Below are 21,069 nucleotides of genomic sequence, written 5' to 3' on the forward strand. Positions count from 1 at the left end.
CATGAGCGCAAAGAATGTCACAGCGTTATAAAAACATAACATTTGGGTGATGAATCACAGTTAATTATTCGCCTATTCCCTACAATCACGTTCGTAATAGAACAATAAATTGTCGTTTTCTTTCGCATTGGAGATATCTATGCTGAGTATTTTTAAACCTGCAGCTCATCAGCCGCGAATAGCAAAAGATCAAATCGATCCTGTCTATCGCCGCTTGCGCTGGCAGATTTTCATGGGGATATTTTTTGGCTACGCCGCTTACTATCTGGTACGTAAAAACTTCACGCTGGCAATGCCTTATCTGATCGAACAAGGCTTTTCCCGCGGCGACCTCGGTTTCGCGCTATCCGGTATTTCAATCGCCTACGGTTTTTCCAAGTTCATCATGGGCTCGGTATCCGACCGTTCCAATCCGCGCGTGTTCCTGGCTGCCGGTTTAATCCTATCGGCCGCCGTCATGCTGTTCATGGGCTTCGTTCCCTGGGCGACGTCAAGTATTGCGGTAATGTTCGTACTGCTGTTCTTATGCGGCTGGTTTCAGGGAATGGGTTGGCCTCCGTGCGGGCGCACCATGGTTCACTGGTGGTCCCAGAAAGAGCGCGGCGGTATCGTTTCTATCTGGAACTGCGCGCACAACGTCGGGGGCGGTCTGCCGCCGCTGTTGTTCCTGCTGGGCATGGCCTGGTTTAACGATTGGAAAGCCGCGTTATACATGCCGGCGTTTGCCGCTATTCTGGTTGCGCTGATCGCCTTTGCGCTGATGCGCGATACGCCCCAATCCTGCGGCCTGCCGCCGATTGAAGAGTATAAAGACGACTACCCGGTTGATTACAGTGAAAAAGCGGAACAAGAGCTCACCGCCAAGCAAATCTTCATGCAATACGTGTTCCCCAACAAACTGCTGTGGTACATCGCTATTGCCAACGTCTTCGTCTACCTGCTGCGTTACGGTATTCTTGACTGGTCGCCAACCTATTTGAAAGAAGTGAAACATTTCGCACTGGATAAATCATCCTGGGCGTACTTCCTCTACGAATATGCGGGTATCCCCGGCACGCTGCTGTGCGGCTGGATGTCGGACAAGGTATTCAGAGGCAACCGCGGCGCGACGGGCGTGTTCTTTATGACGTTAGTCACCATCGCCACGGTCGTGTACTGGATGAACCCGGCGGGTAATCCCCACGTCGACATGGCCTGTATGATTATCATCGGCTTCCTGATTTACGGCCCGGTCATGCTCATCGGTCTGCACGCGCTGGAGTTGGCGCCGAAGAAAGCCGCAGGTACGGCGGCGGGCTTTACCGGTCTGTTCGGCTATCTTGGCGGTTCCGTTGCGGCGAGCGCCATCGTCGGTTATACCGTTGACTTCTTCGGCTGGGACGGCGGCTTCATGGTGATGATCGGCGGTAGTATCATATCGGTGATATTGCTGATTGTGGTCATGTTCAGCGAGAAAAAACATAAAGCCGAATTAGCAGCACGGTCATAATTCCGGTATATAACTCGCATCCCTCTGGCGGCGTCTATTCGACGCCGCCTTTCTATCAACAGAAAGAGGTTTGACGGCATGAACGCTCAGTGTCAGAGATCCTCACGCCAACCCGCCCGCCGCCGTTACTTCAGAAACAGATCCCGCAGGTAGTTCGGCACCGCATTTTCCACGTTGGTGCCGATCACCTCCAGTTCAGGCAACAAATTCTTTAAACGCTGATGGGCATTTTGCATGATGCAGCCTTTACCGGCCATCGACAGCATTTCGTAATCGTTCATGCCGTCGCCAAAGGCAATACACTCTTTCAGTGAGAATCCGATGATTTTCGCCACCTGCTCCAGCGCATGCCCTTTGGACACGCCTCCGGCCATCACTTCCAGGCAGGTCAGCGTCGAAAAGCTTACGTTAACGCGATCGCCCCAGCGCGCGTTGATCGCCTCTTCCAACGGCAGCAATTGCTCATGAGAATCACAGGTGAAAAAGATCTTGCTGACGCCGTCGGTTTCCAGCAAGGCGGGTTCGAACAGTTTATATTTAAACACCGACTCTTTAAAAAACCGCTCTTCTTCCGGCCGCTGACGGTTCATAAACCACTCATCATTACGATATACATGCGTCAGCATATCCGGGTTATTGTGCACCACGCTGTAAAGATCGCGGGCAATGTCCGGATCCAGATTATGGCTGAAGATCAGATCGCCTTGCGTATTGTGCACCCGTGCGCCGTTGGAGGTGATCATAAACGCGCTGATGCCAAGACCGTCACGGATTTGCGCGACGTCCATATGGTGCCGTCCGGTGGCGAAGACAAAATGAATTCCCTTTTCGGTCAGCGACCGGAGGATCTCTTTCGCATACGGGGATAAGGTATGGTCGGCTGATAATAGGGTGCCATCTAAATCGGAAGCTACGACATGGTACATCACGGTGAGATCTAACCTCTGGTGGTGTTGTGGCGGCACTCGCCGCAAAATTTAATGATAATGAGCAAAATGCTCCAGGATCAGCGCCAATGCCTGAGCACGAATTTTATCTTTCTCAAACAGAATTTCATGCCGCGCCCCTTTAATAACCTGAGGCCCGCCGCCCGCACAGGGATGGCCATGCCGCGCCAACGCCTGACAAAATGCATCCTGACTGCGGTTATCCACCACCCGATCTTCTTCAGCCTGTAATAACAGGATAGGCGTGGTGATATCAGCGGCCTGCGCCAGCAATTGCTTACCCACGATTATGGCTTCGCGCACCCAATGATAGGTCGGCCCGCCAACACGCAAATCCGGGGAATCGGCATAAAATCTCACGCTGCGCTGATAACGCTCGCGGCTGTGGGTCAGCATGTTGACCATGTAAGGCAGCGGCCGCCATTGCCCGGTGCCAATCGCATAATAATCACGCACCGACGGATGCCGTTCCGCCCAGTCAACAATACGCCAGGCCAGCCAGCCAGGCATCGGCAGATGGATGCCGCACATCGGCGCGCAGAGCGCCGCCGCATCAAAGGTATCCGGCTGACGGGCCAGAAACTGCGCCAAAATGGCGCCGCCCATAGAGTGAGCCAACGCAAACCGGCGAGCATAGGCGTAAGGGGCAAGCTGCTGTTGCCACAACAGCTCGACATCGTCCACATAATCGCTAAAACGCAATACGTGCCCGCGATGACCATCTTCGAGCAACCGGCCGGATCGCCCCTGTCCCCGGTGATCCATCATCAACACATCATAGCCATTACTGAACAGATCGTAAGCGACTTCGCCGTATTTTACATAGCTCTCGATACGACCGGAAAAGACCACGACGATTTTATCGTGCTGAGGCGACGTAAAACGCACAAAGCGGATCGGCACGTTATCCACGCCGATAAACTCCCCCTCTTCGCGCTTACGCCAAAAGTCCAACAGTTCTCCGGTAGCAAACGCAGAAAACTGCGCTTCTCGCGTTAACAGGCTATCGTGATACGAAGTCATCACACATCTCCGGTGCAGGCCCGTAAAGCTATCGGAACAATTTTGCGAGCGTTTACCCAATAAATTTCAACGTTGCGGCAGACGGCAACCGAAAGATCCCCTGAGCCTGGATAACCCTGCGACTGGAACGCGGCCACCGCGGTAACCTGAAAGATGGCGGGCATATAGTACAAAGAAAACAACCGGTGTATTGTGACATAAAAAATTTCCGGGAGAAATAAACGCCGGGAGCGTTTTTTGACCATGTCAGGCATGGGTTCGTCAGGGTGGAAGCAGGCCGCCTTGCATGAGTTTTTAACATCGCGGGCGTCCTGTCCGCCATAACAAACCGTATTCAGGGAACATTCATCGATGACCTTAAACTGGTGGCTAACCTATCTACTCACCACGCTGATACTCAGCCTTTCCCCCGGTTCAGGCGCGATAAACACCATGAGCACCGGCATCAGCCACGGATACCGCGGCGCCGTCGCCTCGATCGGCGGCTTGCAGGTTGGCTTAACGATACATATCGTGTTGGTCGGCATTGGGCTGGGTACGTTGCTGTCACAATCCCTGCTGGCCTTCGAAATCCTCAAATGGCTGGGAGCGGCTTACCTGATTTGGCTGGGGATCCAACAATGGCGCGCGGCCGGCGCCTTGGATCTGCAAGCGTTGGCAAGCGCCATGCCGCGGCGCAGGCTATTTAAACGCGCCATTCTGGTTAACCTCACCAACCCGAAAAGCATCGTATTTTTAGCCGCGCTGTTTCCGCAATTCATCATCCCCCATCAGCCTCAGGCGGCGCAATATCTGGTGCTGGGCGTCACCACCGTGGCGGTCGATATTATGGTGATGATTGGCTACGCCACGCTGGCGACACACATTGCCGGTTGGTTGAAAGGGCCGCGACAGATGCAAACGCTAAACCGGATTTTCGGTTCGCTGTTTGTATTGGTCGGCGCGCTGCTCGCCACCGCCAGAAAAGTCTAGCCACGGAGTGAGCTTGCGGGCTCCCCCACCGGCGGCAAGCGCAATCGGCGGGGGAGAACGACCGGCGTCATTAACCGTTAGCGGGAAAAAATCAGATGCAGACCGAAAGCGGTAAACAGCACGCCCGCAACGCCATCCACCCACTTGGCCAACCGCTGATAGCCACGGCGCATGGCGGGTAACGCAAACACCAGTACGACCAGGCTGAACCACAGCAGGGTTTCCACCGCAATCAACACGAACAGCCCCCAGCGCGCGCCGCTGCCGACGCTGTCGCCGACAAATAGCGAAAACACGCTGCCGAAATACACCAGCGCTTTTGGGTTCGCCAGGTTGGTCAGCAGGCCGCGCATAAAGGTTTTACCCCGCCGAGGCAGCGTAATCGCCGCCTCCTGCGTAGTTTCCAACTGCGCTTTACTGCGCGCCGAGCGCAGCATCTGCCAGCCCATCCAGCACAGGTAAGCGCCGCCGGCGAGCGTAATCGCGCGGTGTAACCAGGCCATCTGCTGCAATAACAGGTGTAACCCCAACAGCGCAATGGCCGCCCAGATGACCACCCCCAGCGAAATACCCAGCACGCCCATCATCGCTTCGCGGCGGGAACGGCTGGCCGCCGTTTGGGAAACGAAAAAGAAGTCGGGGCCGGGACTCATCAGCGCGATGAAATGAACCAGCGCAACCGTCAGAAACAGCATTAACATGATTATTTTCCTATCGCTTGAACAAACGTCGGCGCTGAAGATGAATGGCGATCATTCGTCGTCGTCATCAACATGATCGCGAATCATGGTCATAAAAGGAGAGCCGAAACGTTCAAGTTTGCGCTGCCCCACGCCATTAATATTCAACAACTCCGCGGCGGTAATCGGCATCAGTTCGGCCATCTCCAGCAGCGTCGCATCGCTGAACACCACATAGGGCGGAATATTCGCCTCATCGGCAATGGATTTGCGCAGCTTGCGCAGCTTGGCGAACAGTTTGCGATCATAATTGCCGCCGTAAGATTTCTGGCTGGCGCGCGGCTTCAGATTAATCACGCGCGGTACGGCGAGCTGCAACGGCACCTCGCCGCGCAGCACCGGGCGCGCCGACTCGGTGAGCTGTAGCGCGGAATGCATGGCGATATTCTGATTCAGCAGACCCAGGTGGATCAGTTGGCGCAGCACGCTCACCCAATGCTCTTGCGATTTATCCCGACCGATGCCATACACCGGCAGCTTATCGTGACCGAATTCGCGGATACGCTGGTTGTTCGCGCCGCGCAGCACTTCAACGACATAGCCCATGCCAAAGCGCTGCCCCACGCGATAGACGCAGGAAAGCGCTTTTTGCGCCTCTACCAGAGCGTCATAACGCTTGGGCGGATCGAGACAAATATCGCAGTTGCCGCACGACTGCTGGCGACCTTCGCCAAAATAGTTGAGCAATACCAGACGGCGGCAGGTTTGCGCCTCGGCAAACGCGCCCATGGCATTCAGCTTATGGCGTTCAATATCCAACTGTTGTCCGGCGGGTTTCTCTTCCAGACAGCGCCGCAGCCACGCCATATCCGCCGGATCGTAAAACAACGCGGCCTCTGCCGCCAAACCGTCCCGTCCGGCGCGTCCCGTTTCCTGATAGTAGGATTCAATATTGCGCGGAATATCGAAATGCACCACAAACCGGACGTTAGGTTTGTTAATCCCCATGCCAAAGGCGACGGTCGCGACCACCACCTGAAGGTCGTCGCGCTGGAAGGCTTCCTGTACCTGCGCCCGACGCTGGTTATCCAGCCCGGCGTGGTAGGCCGCCACGCTCAGCCCGCGGCTTTGCAGCCGAGCGCTGATATCTTCCACCTTCGCCCGGCTGTTACAGTAAATGATACCGCTTTTGCCGCGCTGGCCCTGCACAAACATCCACAGTTGATCGAGCGGTTTGAATTTTTCAACCAGCGTATAGCGGATATTCGGCCGGTCAAAACTGCTGACCTGAATCAGCGGAGCGCGCAGATCAAGCAGACGAACGATATCCTGTCGGGTGGTTTCATCGGCGGTGGCGGTCAACGCAATTACCGGCAAGCCGGGAAAGTGCTGTTTGATCTGCCCCAGCGCCCGGTACTCGGGACGAAAATCATGGCCCCACTGGGAAATACAGTGCGCCTCGTCCACCGCGATCAGTGACGGTCGCCATTGGATAAGATGGTCGAGGAAGCTGTCGGTGGTCAGACGCTCAGGCGCGATGTACAGCAGTTTGATCTGCCCGCTGCGGCAGCCGGCCATCACCTCAAGCTGTTGCTCGCGCGTTTGGGTCGAATTGAGGCATGCCGCCGAGACGCCGGAAGCCTGTAGTTGATCGACCTGATCCTTCATCAGCGAAATAAGCGGGGAAACCACCAGCGTCAGGCCGTCCATCACCAGCGCAGGGATCTGATAGCACAAGGATTTCCCGCCGCCGGTCGGCATGATCACCAGACAGTCCTGCCCGCCGATGGTCGCGTTGATGATTTCCTGCTGACCCGGTCGGAATTGCTGGTAGCCGAACGTATCACGTAATACCTGAACCGCCAGCGCTTCCTTATTTAATACTTCCGCCGTAGACACGCCTTCCCCAATCCGATGAAATCCAACAGACGCTATTTTCAGCGCCGAACGGTAAAACTGCAATGTTTTAAATCGCGACGCGCCACGTTATCGCCATACTTGCGAACATCGCCGAAAAAACTTTTCGGTTGCCGTCGGTTTGCATCGGAACGCGCGAGCGGACAACGCGTCCCGGCGCCATTCCGACTAGAACTAGAACATATCGTTCAACGTCACCCCAATCCCGAAACGGGTCTGGCGGTGATTATAGTCAATCAGCGACTCACCATAGCCGCTGAATACTTTGGTATAAAAGCGTACATGGTCGGTAAGCGGATAGCTCCAGCCAAGTTCGCCGCCGCCGTAACCGCTGTTCCAGTTATAACGCCCTTCGGCGCTGAATATGCTGTCGCCCCAGACGTAGCCGACGCGCAGGCGGTAGTGCCCCATATATTTGGTGATATCCGGGTTATCGTCCTGACTATCGGATAAACGGATCCACGGCTTGAGGTCCAATTGCCAGTTGCCGTTTTGCGCCATCAGACGAACATAGGCGCGATCCCAACTGCGTGATGTCGGTTCGGAACGCCCGTTCGACTGATGATTGAACCCGACTTCAACATCCCGCAGCGTCCAACCGGCGAACGTGTAATCGGTCGCCCAGCCGAGAAAAACCTGCGGCTCGTAATCCGTTTCACGGAAGGGGGAAGATTCGCTTTTATTGGATAACTGCCACCAGGAACGCTGCGTATACGATGCGCCCAGCAACGAACTGTCGCCGAAAATACCGCGCCAAATCGGGAAACCGAGGCTGAGCTGGAAATTGACCTCATCCTTGCGTGCTTCGTCCGCCCAGTTATAGCTCTGTATCGCAGTTTTATTTATATTACTGGTGTAGGTATACAGCAGATAATTGCTCTCATACGGATAGAGAATAAACGGACTATCATGTTTCTGTAACAGACTGGCGATAATACTGCCGCGCACCGCAGGTTTGTCATGCACTGGCTCTATTTTTGCTTCTTCCGCCTGCACTTGTGTCGCCAGCAGCATAACCAACATGCCAACAATTTTACGCATTCACTTTCTCTCCTGAGCGATCATAATCACTACCTCAACCTAAGCCCGCCATTTTACACAGTTCGACGGCATTTGAATCAACGTTCGATGGTTTCTCAGTCTTTTCTGGAAAGAAACAAAATCAACGCATAAAATAAACAATTAATTAACACTTGGAGCAGCATTTAGCTCCGTCTGCTTCCGGCATTCACTCCATAGGAAGGCAACTATGCCTAACACGTCATTAACCCAAGGCGCGGTGTTGACCCGGGACACCGTTCGACAACTGGTTGCCGATATCTTTATCTATAAAATGCCGTTCAATAGTGAATTGGGCCTGGAGCTACAGCATTTTGACACCGATCGGGCAACGTTGACTTTCACGCGGCAGGACAAGCTGATCGGTAACGCCTTACAGAAAATCCTGCATGGCGGGGTGATTGCCGCAGGGTTGGATGTGGCGGCGGGTTTAGTTTGCGTGGGTAATACGCTGCTGCGTCATGAAACCATCAGCGAGCAAGAATTCCGCCAGCGTCTTTCCCGCATGGGCACCATTGATATGCGGGTCGACTACCTGCGGCCGGGACACGGGGAATATTTCACCATCACCAGTCAACTGCTGCGCGGCGGCAATAAAATCGCCGTCGCACGGGCTGAATTGCACAATCAACAGGGATCACATATCGCCAGCGCAACGGCGACTTACATTGTTGGCTAATAGTAAGGGTGAAAGCGAACGCCGTTTTGGGTAAACTTCCCTTTTCCCGCCGTTTTTTATCGAGTCATCAATGGATGCACAACAAACTCGTCAGGGTATTGTCTTCGCCCTGGGCGCCTATTTCATTTGGGGCATAGCGCCGGTGTACTTTAAGCTGCTAGAGCATGTACCGCCGAATGAAATACTGACGCATCGTATTATCTGGTCGTTTTTCTTTATGCTGATCCTGCTGACCCTCAGCCGGAAATGGCGCCAGGTGCGTTATGCCTGCCGCAATGTCAAACACCTGTTATTGCTGGCGTTGACGGCGGTACTCATCGGCGGCAACTGGTTATTGTATATCTGGGCGGTAAATAATCACCACATGCTGGAGGCCAGCCTCGGTTACTTTATTAACCCGCTGGTGAACGTCATGCTGGGGATGCTGTTTCTGGGCGAGCGCTTTCGCCGCCTGCAATGGTTCGCCGTTTTACTGGCCGTCGTCGGGGTGCTGGTACAGCTATGGACCTTTGGCTCACTGCCTGTCATCGCGCTCGGGCTGGCATTCAGCTTTGCCTTGTATGGTTTGCTGCGCAAGAAAATCGGTATTGACGGTCAGACCGGCATGATGATTGAAACGCTGTGGATGTTACCGATGGCGGTTATCTATCTGTTTTTTATTGCCGATACCCCGAGCAGCCATATGACGGAAAACGCCTGGTCGTTAAACCTGCTGTTGATCTTCGCCGGCATTATCACCACCGTACCGCTACTGCTTTTCACCGCCGCGGCCCTGCGCCTGCGCCTTTCCACCTTAGGTTTTTTCCAGTATCTCGGCCCCACCATGGTGTTTCTGCTGGCGGTTACCTTTTATGACGAAACCTTTGGTGACGATAAGTTGATTACGTTTGCCTTTATCTGGAGTGCGCTGGCGCTGTTTATTCTCGATGCGCTGTATACCCAGCGTAAACTACGGCGCGCTCGGATTACGAACCCTGAGGGCAACGCGGCCAACACACGGGCAACGTGAAGTATGACGGGGATAAACCGAGTCGTCGGATAATCTAATAGGGAAATGAAAACGTCCCGCGCGCCCATTTTCACGGCGCGCGGCGCGCTTTCAGAGCCAGTTTTTGCGTTTGAAATACAGATAAGGGGCCAGCCCGGCCAGAATCATCAATACAATCGCGCCCGGATAACCGAAAGACCATTTCAGTTCAGGCATAAATTCAAAGTTCATCCCGTAGCTGGACGCCACCAGCGTCGGCGGCAGGAATACCACCGAGACCACCGAGAAGATCTTGATGATCCGGCTCTGCTCGATATTGATGAAACCCATCGCCGCCTGCATCAGGAAGTTGACCTTCTGGAACAGCGATTCGTTGTGCGGCAACAGGGATTCGATATCGCGCAGGATTTCGCGCGCCTGTTCCAACTGGCCGGAAGGCAAGCGGGCTTTACGCACCAGAAAATTCAACGCCCGCTGGGTATCCATCAAGCACAGACGAACCTTCCAGCCCACATCCTCCAGTTCCGCCAGCGTGGAAAGCGCATCATCATATTCGTCTCCCTGACGCCCTTCCATAATGATGCGGCTCAGCGATTCCAGATCGCTGTAGATATTTTCGATTTCATCGGCCAACTGTTCGATTTTGGTTTCAAATAGATCGAGCAGCAGTTCATAGGCATTGCCATCAACCAGCGTCTGACTGCGGGCGCGCATGCGGTAAAGGCGAAACGCGGGCAGCTCGCGCTCACGCAGCGTATACAGACGACCATCGCGAATGGTAAATGCCACCGTGGCATTGCCGGCATGATCTTCAGCGTCTTCAAAAAAGAAGAAGGAGTGAATGTGCAGCCCGTCTTCATCTTCAAAGAAACGCGCGGATGCCTCAATGTCTTCCAGTTCCGGCCGGGTCGCCAGACTCTGTCCCAGCTCCTGTTGTACTTTTTCACGCTCGCCGTCTTCCGGCTCGATTAAATCGACCCAGACAGACGAGGTCAGATCGTCGGCATCATCCAGTTCCAGACGGGATAGACGACAATTGTCCAGTTTAAATGCACTCAGCATAGGCCATAGCTCCCTTTTCAGTAGCAGAGATGGACAACGCGATAGAAGCACAGAAACAGAGGTGAAAACGTCACCGGCAGGTTTCAGTCCGTTCGACGGATCTGACTCGTAGCGATATGAATAGCATCGCTGACAACCACGAAGGCTATCAGCAGTGGAGAGATAGCCTTAGAAGTTGTACCTAATGAGCAGGTTATTGAGCCAGTATCGACTGGGTGCGTCCAAGGCGTAGGCCCTCCGGGAATAATGATGCGCGCATGTTACGCCGAGATGAAAAAGGCTGTCAACTTTAAAACCCATTGCAACGCGCTGTCGTCAATTGAATAAATGGCCGGTCTTTTGTAACAGAGCCTGTGCAATTTGATCCGGCGTCATTTTTCTCTCGTATTTTATGTTTCACACGGTTTCCAGCCGGGCATAGGCGGCCACCAGCCATTTAATGCCCTGCCCCTGAAACGCCACCTGAATGCGGCAATGGTCGCCGCTGCCTTCCAGATTGACGATGGTGCCGTCGCCGAATTTGGCATGGCGAACCCGCTGACCCAGACGATAGCCGCTGTCGTTCTGAGCGATCGGGGTGCCGAGACGCTGATGATTGACCGGACGGGTAACGCTGGCGCGCAACCTCACCTCTTCAACACATTCCGCCGGCAGCTCGCCCACAAAACGCGAAGGACGGTGATACGCCTCTTTACCGTATAACCGCCGGGTTTCCGCATACGTCAGCGTCAGCTTCCGCATGGCGCGCGTCACACCCACATAAGCCAGACGGCGTTCCTCTTCCAGCCGCCCGCCTTCGTCGAGCGACATCTGGCTGGGGAACATCCCCTCTTCCATCCCGACGATAAACACTTGCTGAAACTCCAGGCCTTTGGCCGAGTGCAGCGTCATCAGTTGCACCGCGTCCTGATAGGCATCCGCCTGCCCTTCGCCCGCCTCCAGCGCCGCATGCGACAAAAACGCCTGAAGCGGCATCAGATCCTGATCTTCATCCTGATAGCTGTACTGCCGCGTCGCGGTGACCAGTTCTTCCAGGTTTTCTATCCGCGCCTGGCCCTTCTCGCCTTTTTCCTGCTCGTACATGCTCCACAGGCCCGAATCTTTGATCACCCGGTCGGTTTGCACATGCAGCGGCAGTTCGGCGGTTTCATACGCCAACGCATCCACCAGTTCCACAAAACGTTGCAGCGCGGAGGCTGCGCGCCCCGCCAGCGCTTTTTCCTGCAACAGCACACGGGTGGACTGCCACAGCGTCAACTGCCGGTCACGGGCCGTCTGACGCACCACATCAAGCGTTCTGTCGCCAATGCCGCGCGTCGGTGTATTGACCACGCGTTCAAACGCGGCATCGTCATTGCGGTTGGCAATCAACCGCAGGTAAGACAGCGCGTCTTTGATTTCCTGCCGTTCGAAAAATCGCATGCCGCCATAAATGCGGTACGGCATATTCTGTTGCAGCAGCGCCTCTTCCAGCACGCGCGACTGGGCATTGCTGCGGTATAAAATGGCGTTATCATTCAGCGAGCCGCCATTTTCCTGCCAGACTTTAATCCGGTTGACCACAAACCGCGCCTCGTCCAGCTCGTTAAACGCGCAGTACAGTGAAATCGGCTCGCCCTCCGCGCCGTCCGTCCACAAATTTTTGCCTAATCGCCCGCCGTTATGGGCGATCAGGGCGTTGGCGGCATTCAGGATATTGCTGGTGGAACGGTAATTCTGCTCCAGCCGGATGGTCTGCGCGCCGGCGAAATCGTGCAGAAACAGCTGAATATTTTCCACCTGCGCGCCGCGCCAGCCGTAAATGGACTGATCGTCATCGCCGACGATCATCACATTGGCGCTGTCGCCCGCCAGCATGCGGATCCAGGCGTATTGAATCCGGTTGGTATCCTGAAACTCATCCACCAGAAGATTGGTGAAGCGCTCACGATAATGGTTCAGGATCTGCGGCTTATTCAGCCACAACTCATGCGCCCGCAGCAGCAATTCGGCGAAATCCACCAGCCCGGCGCGATCGCAGGCCTCCTGATAGGCCTGATAAACCCGCTGCCAGGTCTGTTCTATCGGATTGCCATAGCTTTCAATATGCTGAGGACGCAGCCCCTCATCTTTTTTGCCGTTGATGTACCACATCGCCTGACGCGGCGGCCACTGCTTCTCATCCAGATTCAACGCCCGTATCAGGCGTTTGAGCAGACGCAGCTGATCTTCGCTGTCCAGAATCTGGAAATCCTGCGGCAATCCGGCATCCAGATGGTGAGCGCGCAGCAGGCGATGGGCCAATCCATGAAACGTGCCGATCCACATCCCGCCCTGACTGGTGCCGATCAGATGATCGATACGGTGGCGCATTTCCGCCGCCGCTTTGTTGGTGAACGTCACCGCCATAATGGAATACGGCGAACAGTTTTCGACAGACAGCAGCCAGGCAATACGATGCACCAGCACCCGCGTCTTGCCGCTGCCGGCCCCGGCCAACACCAATACATTGCCGCGTGGCGCGGCTACCGCATCACGTTGTTTGTCGTTGAGGCCATCAAGCAGATCAGAAACGTCCATAGATACCGGTTTTCCGTTAGCGGGAAACGGCGTCGTCGCCAGGGAGACGCCTTTCCACTGAGTATTTATCCAGGTAATTATAACAACGCTGTCAGCGATGCCAACCGGGAAATTTCAATATGCGGCAGCAAGCGGGCGTCATCGATGCGCAACAGGTTGCCTTCACGCAGGTTAATCCAGCAAGACTGCATACCGCAACGAATCGCCCCGGCGACGTCGGCGGTGAGATCGTCGCCCACATGTAAAATCCGCCGCGGCGGCAGACCGAGTTTTTCCGCGGCCAGACGATACATGTCGGCGAACGGCTTGGCGCGGCCATGCGGACCGGCACGCAGAATAAACGCAAAGTAGCGATCCAAACCAAACAGATGCGGTTGCGCGTTGCCGTTGGTGATCGCCGCCAACGGCATACGTTCGGCCAGCGTCGCCAGCGTACGGTGCGTCTCTTCCGACACGTTGATTTGGCTGCGCCAGTGGGCGAAATTGTCCATCGCTTCCCGAGCGCCCCGGGCCGCGTCGTCGGCGCTCAGGCCAATGTTAATCATCGCCTGTTCCACCGCGCGGCGTCGCCATTCGGTCACATCGTGGTAGATTTCCGGCTCCCGAACCCGAAGTTCAGCGCGCAGGCGCTGGAAATCCGCCGACTGAAAATCCCGCAAACCCGGATGGTATTGTTGCAGAAAGCTTACCGACTCCCGTTCGGTGCGCCGTATCACCTCATGGTTATCGTACAGCGTGTCATCCAGATCGAAGGTAAGCGCGCTGACAGTGCCCAATGGTCGGTAAAAATGCATCAGGCTTTTCCCCGTTTGGCGCGTGGATGCGCGGCATCGTACACAGACGCTAAATGTTGAAAATCCAGATGGGTATAAATCTGCGTGGTGGAAAGGTTGGCGTGACCGAGTAACTCCTGCACCGCCCGCAAATCGCCGCTGGATTCCAGCATATGGGTGGCGAACGAGTGGCGCAGTTTATGCGGGTGAACGTGGCTGTTTACCCCCTGCTTCACCCCCCATTCGGCAAAGCGCTTCTGCACATTGCGCATCGAAATACGTCGCCCCTGATTGGAAACAAAAACCGCGTCGTCTTCCGGCCCGAACAGTTCACGCAGCCCCAGCCAATGCTCAAGCCAGATTACCGCCGTTTTTCCAATAGGCAACCTGCGCTCTTTGCTGCCTTTCCCCACCACCCAGACTTCGCCGCTCGCCAGATCGACGTGCCGGCAATCCATCCCCACCAGTTCAGCCAGACGCAAACCCGCGCCATACATCACTTCCAGCATGGCGCGATCGCGCACCGCCAGCGGATCGTCGAGATCGATATCCAGCAGGCGGTTCATCTCATCCACGTCCATATTCTTGGGCAAATGGCGTCCGGCCCGTGGCGTAGACACCCCTTTCGCCGGGTTCGCGCTCAGCGCGCCCCGCGAGACCATCCAGTCCAGAAAACTGCGCAGAGCGGACAAACGCAACGCCAGACTGGCCGCGTGCAGTCCATCCCGCTTACTGCGGGAAGCCACCGCGCGGACGCCGGCCGCATCCAGCATGTGCCAATCACTCAGTCCCGCGGCCGACGCTATCGCAATAATCGCCGCCAACTGACGGGCATAGCTGATTTGCGTCAGTGGGCTGAGTTGACGTTCAACCTTCAGGTAACGCAAAAATTCATCAACCTGATGTTGCAGGGATGCGATACCCGGTGCCGGTGCGGCGGGCTGGCTCATATCCGCTCAACCCAGCGCTCCAGCATGGCGGGCAGCATGGTCGTCGCCAGCTGTTGCAATAGCACGGTACCCATACCATCCTGATAGTGGTGACTGTCACGGCTGGTGAAGATAAGCAACCCCAGGTCGTGTTTTTCACCCATCATCGATAAGGCGACCGAGCCGACCTGCTTCGCCTGCGGCAACAGCAACAGCAGTTCAGGGCCATTCAGGCTGCCGAGATAATGGTTGGCCTGACCAAGACGCTGAATGCGTAAAGGTTCAAACAAGGAGCGATTCAGAGAGAGATGGGTAAAATCGGAGGGCGCGCCGATGCGCCATTTGTCGCTGAACAGACGAACCGACGCCCCCGCCAGCCCCAGCTTGCGCGCCCAGCGCTGAAGCCGGTCCAGCATATCCAGCAGGCTATCCGCCGAAGCCAGTTCCGTTTGCAGCTTCAGTAGCCGGTTAAACAGCAATTCGTTAGCCCCGGCCTGTTCCATCAACAGCGTGATTTCTTCCTCCAGTTGGGTGATATGGTTACGCTGGCGCGCCAGTTGCCACTCCACCAGCGAGACCGTGCCCCTGACGGGATGCGGTATCCGCATCTGCTCGATTTGCCGGGCATTGCGGATAAAAAAATCGGCATTCTGTTGCAGGAACTGCAAAACCATATCGTCACTGAGTGCGATCTGGCGCTCGGCCTGCTCCTCGACATTCTTCATAAATGAATAAATCCATCGTAAACATGCGTAGCAGGACCGGTCATAAATAACGGATGCCCCGGCCCATCCCAGTGGATATCCAACTCTCCGCCCGGCAGCGACACCCGGACCTGTGCAGACAACAGCGCCTGTTGAATACCTACGGCCACGGCGGCACAGGCGCCGCTACCGCAGGCCTGAGTTTCGCCCGCGCCGCGTTCGTAAACACGCAGGGCGATCGTATTGCGATCGATGACTTGCATAAAACCGATATTAGCACGTTCGGGAAAACGTTCATGGCTTTCCAGCAACGGCCCCAGCGACTCGACGTTGGCGGTCGCCACATCCTCGACCTGAATAACACAGTGAGGATTGCCCATTGATACCACGCCGCACAATACCGTGTGCTCTTCGGCGCGCATAATGTAGGTTTTTTCCGCTTTTATGGCGCGAAAAGGGATCTGCTGCGGATCAAAATTAGGTTCCCCCATGTTCACCCGAACCAGATCATCGTCGGTGACGCTGAGTACCATCCTCCCCGTTTGGGTACTGACCGCGATATCGCGTTTGCTGGTTAATCCTTTCAGACGCACAAAACGGGCGAAGCAGCGCGCGCCATTGCCGCATTGGGCTACTTCGCTGCCATCGGCATTGAAAATACGGTAATGGAAATCCAGTTCAGGATCGTACGGCGGTTCCACCACCAGAAGTTGATCGAAGCCGACGCCGCAATGCCGATCCGACAAACGGCGGATCAGCTCGGGTGAAAAATAAACATTCTGCGTTACGGCATCAACAACCATGAAATCATTGCCTAATCCGTGCATTTTAGCGAACTGCATTATCCTGACTCCGCTGGCTTAACCGGGCGCGGTAAAAACGCTATCGTGACCTGTTATAAAAATATTATCGCCATCTACTGCTGCGCAGACGATGGTTGTTGTGCGCGATCCGTATCCTGCTGCTGAGCGGTTGGCGCGGCTGATTGCGGCTCCGGCGGAAAGTAAAGCGGCCCTTTTAAGCCGCATCCGAACAGACTAAGCAACGATAACGCCAGAAAAAACTGACGAAATACCTTTTTCATAACATTAAAACCTGTAATTCATACATGTATGCTCTCTATAATCGCAGGTGGATCATGAAAATCAATAGGAATCGAAAATGAACGATAGCGAGTTCCATCAATTAGCCGACGAATTGATGCTTCAGTTGGAAGAAACGTTGGATAATTTTGACGGTGATGCCGATATCGATTACGAAACCAACGGCGGCGTGATGACGCTAAGCTTCGAAAACGGCAGCAAAATTGTGATTAACCGTCAGGAGCCGCTGCACCAAATCTGGCTGGCGACCAAAGCCGGCGGTTATCATTTTAATTATCAGGACAACCGCTGGATATGCGATCGCGGCGGCGATGATTTTATGGCGCTGCTGTCCGATGCCTGCTCAACGCAGGCCGGAGAAACGATTCACTTCAGCTGACTCGCGTTCCCGCCATACGCCGGAACTTACCGGCGTCTGATGAGTACCATCATCAATACCGTTGTCAGCAGGATCGCCACGCTCAGCATATTCAGCAGCGGCCAGCCGCGGCCGAATGCCATCATGCTGCCCGCCGAAAGCGAAGCCAGCGCATTGGGCAGGCTGATAACCAGCGAGTTGATTCCCTGTAGCCGGGCTTTATGCACCGAATGGGAAAACGCGTTCAACATAAACGTACCGCCGTTGAACATGAAGGCCCAGCCAACGCCGAACATGATGAGCGCGGAAAGGAAGTGCCAAAAGGTCAGGCCGCTTAGCGCCAACGCGATCCCGATCAGGTTACAGATAATCCCCGTCACCACCACCGCCGTGGCGCTCAATCTTTTTGCCAACACCACCAGCAACAGCGCCGGGGCATACATGGCGACAAAATGCCACTGCAACACCGTCGCGCTGTGGCTGACGGAAAAATGGTGCTGATGCATCGCCAGCGGGGCGGCGTTCATCAATAGCGTCATCACCACAAAACCAACGGTACAACTGGCGGTGCCGAGCACAAACGCGCGGCTTTTGAGAATGGAAGGCAGCGGCTCATCATGCTGCCCGGCCTGAACGCCGGCCGCCGCCGGCGGCAAATTCAGGCCAAGCAACAGTAAAGCCGTCACCATGCAGATCAGCGCCGCGGCAAGAAAACTGCCGAGAAACGGATACACCGGCCAGAGATCGGAAGATTGGCTGGCGGCAAAAGGCCCGAGAAAACCACCAAGGATCCCGCCGCTGATCACCCAGGCGATGGCGCTGTTCTTCTGCTGGTTGTCACTGAACACCTCGGCGGCGGCGAAACGGTAATACTGATTAAAGGCGCAGGACATGCCCAGCACAAACGTCGAGAACACAAACAGAGGGAAACTTTTCTGCACAATCGCCGCGGCCGCCAGCAGCGATCCCGCGATGCCCAGCAGGGTTCCGATAATAAAGACGTTTTTTCTGCCGTATTTCGCCATCAGCGACGAGACGGAGTAAATCATCAGCGTGGCGCCGCATACGGTGGCGGTAATCGGCAGCGTGGCCAGTAACGGGATCGGCGCCATCAGGATACCCACCAGGGTGGACGATAAGGTCATCAGCGAAATAATACTGCCCGTCAAACCTTGTCCCAGCGCCAGTAACACCAGATTTCTACGTTGCAACGCGTCCATAGCAAGTCCCTTTCTAAAGGCGCCGAAAAGAAAAAATCAGAATATTTGTAAACGCTGCGGCATGGCTCTTGAGGCATCGCCAGCCACGGGGGTGATACACAGGTGGGAAAGCGCGCTACTGCGGAATGGGATCACCTGGGTACGACCATCCAGTTGAACGATCTGATAGAACTGCGGCAGGTTGAAATTGATAAAGCTGGAGCCATAGGTAAAGCGGTCGTGAGACGACGAGTAGAAACGGCTGACGTCACGCACCAGTTCCTCTTTGCTGCCCTCGCAGTGTTGATACACTTCAACCCGGTTGGACTCATCCAAAATATAAATATTAAACCCTTGATTGTCGTCCACATCTTCAAAGAAGAACTGGATAATGCCTTCGCTGGCGACGCCGTCAATAACCGGGGGCAAGTGGATATGGTTGGTTTCAACCTGCACCCCTTGCAGCTTGTTATTGGAAATCGCGCCATAGAATTCTACGGCATTTTCCAGCTTCTGCACCGAAACGCTCAGCCGCTCAAAAAACAGTCCCCAGGTTTGTCCGGCCACTTTCACCGCTTTAAAACGCCCCGGCTCCTGACGCGTGCTGGTCAGCCGTGACTCAATGCATTCAGAGACCAGTTGCTGCACGCGGGTGCGAATAAGCCCGCGCAAATGCTGGCTGTAGCAGAACACTTCCAGCGACTCCGGCAACGCAGCATCCTGATGCATTTTGCCCAGAATGGTTTTCAGGGCTTCCAGCACCGCCTGCTCGCCGCTGAAATGCAGCGTACGCACCTCATTCCAGGAGTTGCGGTACAGCAAATCAATGCTGCCCACCAGACATTGCTGCTGCTGTCCAAAGCTGAAAACGTCCATCTGCCGGAAATCAAAATGCACGATCTGATTGCGGAAAGCGGCGGTCGGATCGTGCTCCAGATTGACAATGATCGCTAAATGACGAATCTCACACGGGCTGTACAACGCTTTCGGCGTCGGCGCGGACAGACGCAGCGGGAAATGGCTCGAGACATCGGCCACCAGTTCCTGTAGACGGGTGATATCGCACAGCTCGTTGCCTTTAATGTGCAGATGCGTACTCGGCGTCAGCAGGCCGTTAAAATAGGCCCAGGCGACCAGCTTATTCAGGTAGCGGTTATATTCCAGCGGCTGATGGCTGATGATGGCGTCCATCGAGGGCGCCTGATTGTACAAATACCAGCCGGTACGATTGGCGCGCCCCGCCGGAACATAAATAAAGGTTAAATTCGGCTCCGACAAATCGGGGGAAATCTGCGGATTGAGCAGCGTTACCTTGCCCGGCAGCGCTTCGAACGCGGCATACAGCTTACGGGTCAATACGCCGATATCCTGCGGACTGGCGCTGACGCTCAGATTATTACGGCGGGCGAAACGGATCAGGTTACGATAGGTTTGCATCATCGCATCCAGCAGTTCGTTATGCGCTTCACGTACCCGTTCGATTTTCCAGTTTGCCCGATTGTCCAACATCGCCAGATGCTCGTCGCTCCAGCCCCATTCCTTCACCAGTTGCCTCAAAATCTGATTCCGCCAGCCTACGCAGGCATGCTCGCGCGAAAGTTTTTCACAGACTTTTAAATAGAAACATCGGCGCACCAGATCCAGACGGGTCAGATCGTTTATCTGCGTCAGATAATTCGTCACCCGCTCCAGCATCATGCAATAAGGATCCAGACCAAAAGAGACGATCTCGCCTTTATGCAGGCGTTTTTTGATATCCATCGACAACAGTTGCGTATCGGGATACTCCCAGGAATAGGTTTCCAGCAGCAGCGTTTTCAATACGGCTTTGTAAGGGGAGTCGATGCTTTTATAGAGCTGCCACAGGCTGGCGCCGAAATACTCTTCCGCCGAAAGCGTGCTCAGCCCGCCCAGATCCAGCCACTCGTTCGGCGCCAGCACCCCCTGCGCATACAGCGACAGGACATACTCATCGTAATGCGGCTCTTCTTCCACCGGCACCATGTTCCACAGAATACGTTTGCCCGCCATGCGGACAGCCGTGCGGTAGAATTCATCAAGCAACAGAATATGCTGAGTAGAACCGCAGTCTTCGCCGCCCAGACTGCCGCTCTCATTGTGGCGGAAACGGTTTTCATCCATCAGGAAGAAGCTGACGTCCACGCCCTGCGAGGCCGCCCACTGCTCCAGCAGGGTACATTTTTTCTGTAACCGCTGACGCTCTTCGTTATCCAGCCAGGATTGATGGCACACCCAGATATCCAGATCGGAGCTACAGCTTTGGCCGATGGATGAGGTGCTGCCCATGGAATAGACGCCGGTAATCGGCAACTCGCCTTGTTCGTGCGAATCGGCAAACGAGCCCCATTTCAGTTCGATGTTATCCAGATAGTGTTGTTGCTTTTCATCAGGCGCGTAGAAGCAAATGCCGTGAGGAACCTTGCCCTCGACGTAGCCCGGCATGAGTGGATGATGATGATGTAATAAAATCGGCACAAGACTGTAAACCTGCTGAAAAGCGGGTTTCATTGCTGCCAGAGCACGATCAACACGCAGTTGATTGATCGCATCCAGTCTTTGCTTCAAAGTCTCGATATAGAAGTACAAGACGTTTCGCCTGATTGTCCC

19 protein-coding genes are annotated in these 21,069 nt (G+C 55.1%); 5 read left to right on the forward strand and 14 right to left on the reverse strand.

Annotation, left to right across the window (positions count from 1 at the left end):
* Positions 1-139: 139 nt before the first annotated feature.
* Positions 140-1,489 (forward strand): glycerol-3-phosphate transporter, encoded by a 1,350-nt coding sequence (gene glpT, locus JG725_RS14370; protein WP_172291360.1) that lies wholly within the window; start codon positions 140-142, stop codon positions 1,487-1,489.
* A gap of 125 nt (positions 1,490-1,614) precedes the next feature.
* Here glpT and yigL read toward each other — a convergent pair whose 3' ends face one another.
* Together yigL and pldB are read right to left on the reverse strand one after the other, a co-directional pair.
* Positions 1,615-2,415 (reverse strand): sugar/pyridoxal phosphate phosphatase YigL, encoded by an 801-nt coding sequence (gene yigL / locus JG725_RS14375; protein ID WP_199378687.1) that lies wholly within the window; start codon positions 2,413-2,415, stop codon positions 1,615-1,617.
* A gap of 51 nt (positions 2,416-2,466) precedes the next feature.
* Positions 2,467-3,459: a lysophospholipase L2 gene (gene pldB / locus JG725_RS14380; protein WP_172291361.1), complete on the reverse strand. Its 993-nt coding sequence runs from the start codon at positions 3,457-3,459 to the stop codon at positions 2,467-2,469.
* Between the two features lie 351 nt (positions 3,460-3,810).
* Here pldB and rhtB point away from each other — a divergent pair, with 351 nt between their 5' ends.
* A complete protein-coding gene (gene rhtB / locus JG725_RS14385) occupies positions 3,811-4,431 on the forward strand; it encodes a homoserine/homoserine lactone efflux protein (protein WP_172291362.1) in 621 nt (206 codons plus the stop codon).
* A gap of 77 nt (positions 4,432-4,508) precedes the next feature.
* On the opposite strand, the gene rhtC is transcribed toward rhtB, so the two are convergent.
* The 3 genes from rhtC to pldA form a co-directional block, all read right to left on the reverse strand.
* A complete protein-coding gene (rhtC, locus tag JG725_RS14390) occupies positions 4,509-5,132 on the reverse strand; it encodes a threonine export protein RhtC (RefSeq protein ID WP_172291363.1) in 624 nt (207 codons plus the stop codon).
* A 51-nt stretch (positions 5,133-5,183) separates the two neighbouring features.
* Positions 5,184-7,010 (reverse strand): ATP-dependent DNA helicase RecQ, encoded by a 1,827-nt coding sequence (recQ, locus tag JG725_RS14395; RefSeq protein ID WP_172291364.1) that lies wholly within the window; start codon positions 7,008-7,010, stop codon positions 5,184-5,186.
* A 192-nt stretch (positions 7,011-7,202) separates the two neighbouring features.
* Complete coding sequence (gene pldA, locus JG725_RS14400; protein ID WP_172291365.1) at positions 7,203-8,069, reverse strand: phospholipase A; 867 nt, start codon at positions 8,067-8,069, stop codon at positions 7,203-7,205.
* 208 nt (positions 8,070-8,277) lie between these two features.
* Between pldA and JG725_RS14405 the strand changes: the two genes are divergently transcribed.
* Positions 8,278-8,766 (forward strand): thioesterase family protein, encoded by a 489-nt coding sequence (locus JG725_RS14405; RefSeq protein WP_172291366.1) that lies wholly within the window; start codon positions 8,278-8,280, stop codon positions 8,764-8,766.
* A gap of 70 nt (positions 8,767-8,836) precedes the next feature.
* On the forward strand, positions 8,837-9,775 hold the full coding sequence (gene rarD / locus JG725_RS14410) for an EamA family transporter RarD (RefSeq protein WP_172291367.1): 939 nt from the start codon (positions 8,837-8,839) through the stop codon (positions 9,773-9,775).
* A gap of 90 nt (positions 9,776-9,865) precedes the next feature.
* Here rarD and corA read toward each other — a convergent pair whose 3' ends face one another.
* From corA to JG725_RS14445, 7 genes are all read right to left on the reverse strand, one after another.
* Positions 9,866-10,816, reverse strand: coding sequence for a magnesium/cobalt transporter CorA (gene corA / locus JG725_RS14415; protein ID WP_172291368.1), 951 nt, complete (start codon positions 10,814-10,816; stop codon positions 9,866-9,868).
* Between the two features lie 396 nt (positions 10,817-11,212).
* Positions 11,213-13,375, reverse strand: a complete 2,163-nt coding sequence (uvrD, locus tag JG725_RS14420; protein ID WP_199378613.1) for a DNA helicase II — start codon at positions 13,373-13,375, stop codon at positions 11,213-11,215.
* A 77-nt stretch (positions 13,376-13,452) separates the two neighbouring features.
* A complete protein-coding gene (gene yigB / locus JG725_RS14425) occupies positions 13,453-14,169 on the reverse strand; it encodes a 5-amino-6-(5-phospho-D-ribitylamino)uracil phosphatase YigB (protein ID WP_199378615.1) in 717 nt (238 codons plus the stop codon).
* Positions 14,169-15,098 (reverse strand): tyrosine recombinase XerC, encoded by a 930-nt coding sequence (gene xerC / locus JG725_RS14430; protein ID WP_199378617.1) that lies wholly within the window; start codon positions 15,096-15,098, stop codon positions 14,169-14,171. Before xerC ends, yigB begins: the two co-directional genes overlap by 1 nt.
* Positions 15,095-15,802, reverse strand: coding sequence for a DUF484 domain-containing protein (locus JG725_RS14435; RefSeq protein ID WP_172291372.1), 708 nt, complete (start codon positions 15,800-15,802; stop codon positions 15,095-15,097). Before JG725_RS14435 ends, xerC begins: the two co-directional genes overlap by 4 nt.
* Complete coding sequence (gene dapF, locus JG725_RS14440; protein WP_172291373.1) at positions 15,799-16,623, reverse strand: diaminopimelate epimerase; 825 nt, start codon at positions 16,621-16,623, stop codon at positions 15,799-15,801. The genes JG725_RS14435 and dapF overlap by 4 nt, the downstream gene beginning before the upstream one ends.
* Positions 16,624-16,697: 74 nt before the next feature.
* A complete protein-coding gene (locus JG725_RS14445; RefSeq protein WP_216660559.1) occupies positions 16,698-16,865 on the reverse strand; it encodes a lipoprotein in 168 nt (55 codons plus the stop codon).
* Between the two features lie 77 nt (positions 16,866-16,942).
* Between JG725_RS14445 and cyaY the strand changes: the two genes are divergently transcribed.
* Positions 16,943-17,263: an iron donor protein CyaY gene (gene cyaY, locus JG725_RS14450; protein WP_199378618.1), complete on the forward strand. Its 321-nt coding sequence runs from the start codon at positions 16,943-16,945 to the stop codon at positions 17,261-17,263.
* A gap of 26 nt (positions 17,264-17,289) precedes the next feature.
* Here the strand turns inward: cyaY and JG725_RS14455 are convergent, their stop codons facing one another.
* Together JG725_RS14455 and JG725_RS14460 are read right to left on the reverse strand one after the other, a co-directional pair.
* The gene (locus JG725_RS14455) at positions 17,290-18,462 is read right to left on the reverse strand and encodes an MFS transporter (RefSeq protein WP_199378621.1); all 1,173 of its coding nucleotides are present in this window, start codon (positions 18,460-18,462) and stop codon (positions 17,290-17,292) included.
* Between the two features lie 36 nt (positions 18,463-18,498).
* Entirely contained in the window at positions 18,499-21,048 is a 2,550-nt protein-coding gene (locus tag JG725_RS14460) for a class I adenylate cyclase (protein ID WP_172291376.1), read from the reverse strand.
* Between the last annotated feature and the right edge of the window lie 21 nt (positions 21,049-21,069).

Source organism: Brenneria sp. L3-3C-1, assembly GCF_016456245.1.
In the GTDB taxonomy this organism is placed as follows: Bacteria; Pseudomonadota; Gammaproteobacteria; order Enterobacterales; family Enterobacteriaceae; genus Brenneria.

Coding starts and splice junctions, on each gene's coding strand:
- glpT (WP_172291360.1), top strand. CDS start 140: ATGCTGAGTATTTTTAAACCTGCAGCTCATCAGCCGCGAATAGCAAAA.
- yigL (WP_199378687.1), bottom strand. CDS start 2,415: ATGTACCATGTCGTAGCTTCCGATTTAGATGGCACCCTATTATCAGCC.
- pldB (WP_172291361.1), bottom strand. CDS start 3,459: ATGACTTCGTATCACGATAGCCTGTTAACGCGAGAAGCGCAGTTTTCT.
- rhtB (WP_172291362.1), top strand. CDS start 3,811: ATGACCTTAAACTGGTGGCTAACCTATCTACTCACCACGCTGATACTC.
- rhtC (WP_172291363.1), bottom strand. CDS start 5,132: ATGTTAATGCTGTTTCTGACGGTTGCGCTGGTTCATTTCATCGCGCTG.
- pldA (WP_172291365.1), bottom strand. CDS start 8,069: ATGCGTAAAATTGTTGGCATGTTGGTTATGCTGCTGGCGACACAAGTG.
- JG725_RS14405 (WP_172291366.1), top strand. CDS start 8,278: ATGCCTAACACGTCATTAACCCAAGGCGCGGTGTTGACCCGGGACACC.
- rarD (WP_172291367.1), top strand. CDS start 8,837: ATGGATGCACAACAAACTCGTCAGGGTATTGTCTTCGCCCTGGGCGCC.
- corA (WP_172291368.1), bottom strand. CDS start 10,816: ATGCTGAGTGCATTTAAACTGGACAATTGTCGTCTATCCCGTCTGGAA.
- uvrD (WP_199378613.1), bottom strand. CDS start 13,375: ATGGACGTTTCTGATCTGCTTGATGGCCTCAACGACAAACAACGTGAT.
- yigB (WP_199378615.1), bottom strand. CDS start 14,169: ATGCATTTTTACCGACCATTGGGCACTGTCAGCGCGCTTACCTTCGAT.
- xerC (WP_199378617.1), bottom strand. CDS start 15,098: ATGAGCCAGCCCGCCGCACCGGCACCGGGTATCGCATCCCTGCAACAT.
- JG725_RS14435 (WP_172291372.1), bottom strand. CDS start 15,802: ATGAAGAATGTCGAGGAGCAGGCCGAGCGCCAGATCGCACTCAGTGAC.
- dapF (WP_172291373.1), bottom strand. CDS start 16,623: ATGCAGTTCGCTAAAATGCACGGATTAGGCAATGATTTCATGGTTGTT.
- JG725_RS14445 (WP_216660559.1), bottom strand. CDS start 16,865: ATGAAAAAGGTATTTCGTCAGTTTTTTCTGGCGTTATCGTTGCTTAGT.
- cyaY (WP_199378618.1), top strand. CDS start 16,943: ATGAACGATAGCGAGTTCCATCAATTAGCCGACGAATTGATGCTTCAG.
- JG725_RS14455 (WP_199378621.1), bottom strand. CDS start 18,462: ATGGACGCGTTGCAACGTAGAAATCTGGTGTTACTGGCGCTGGGACAA.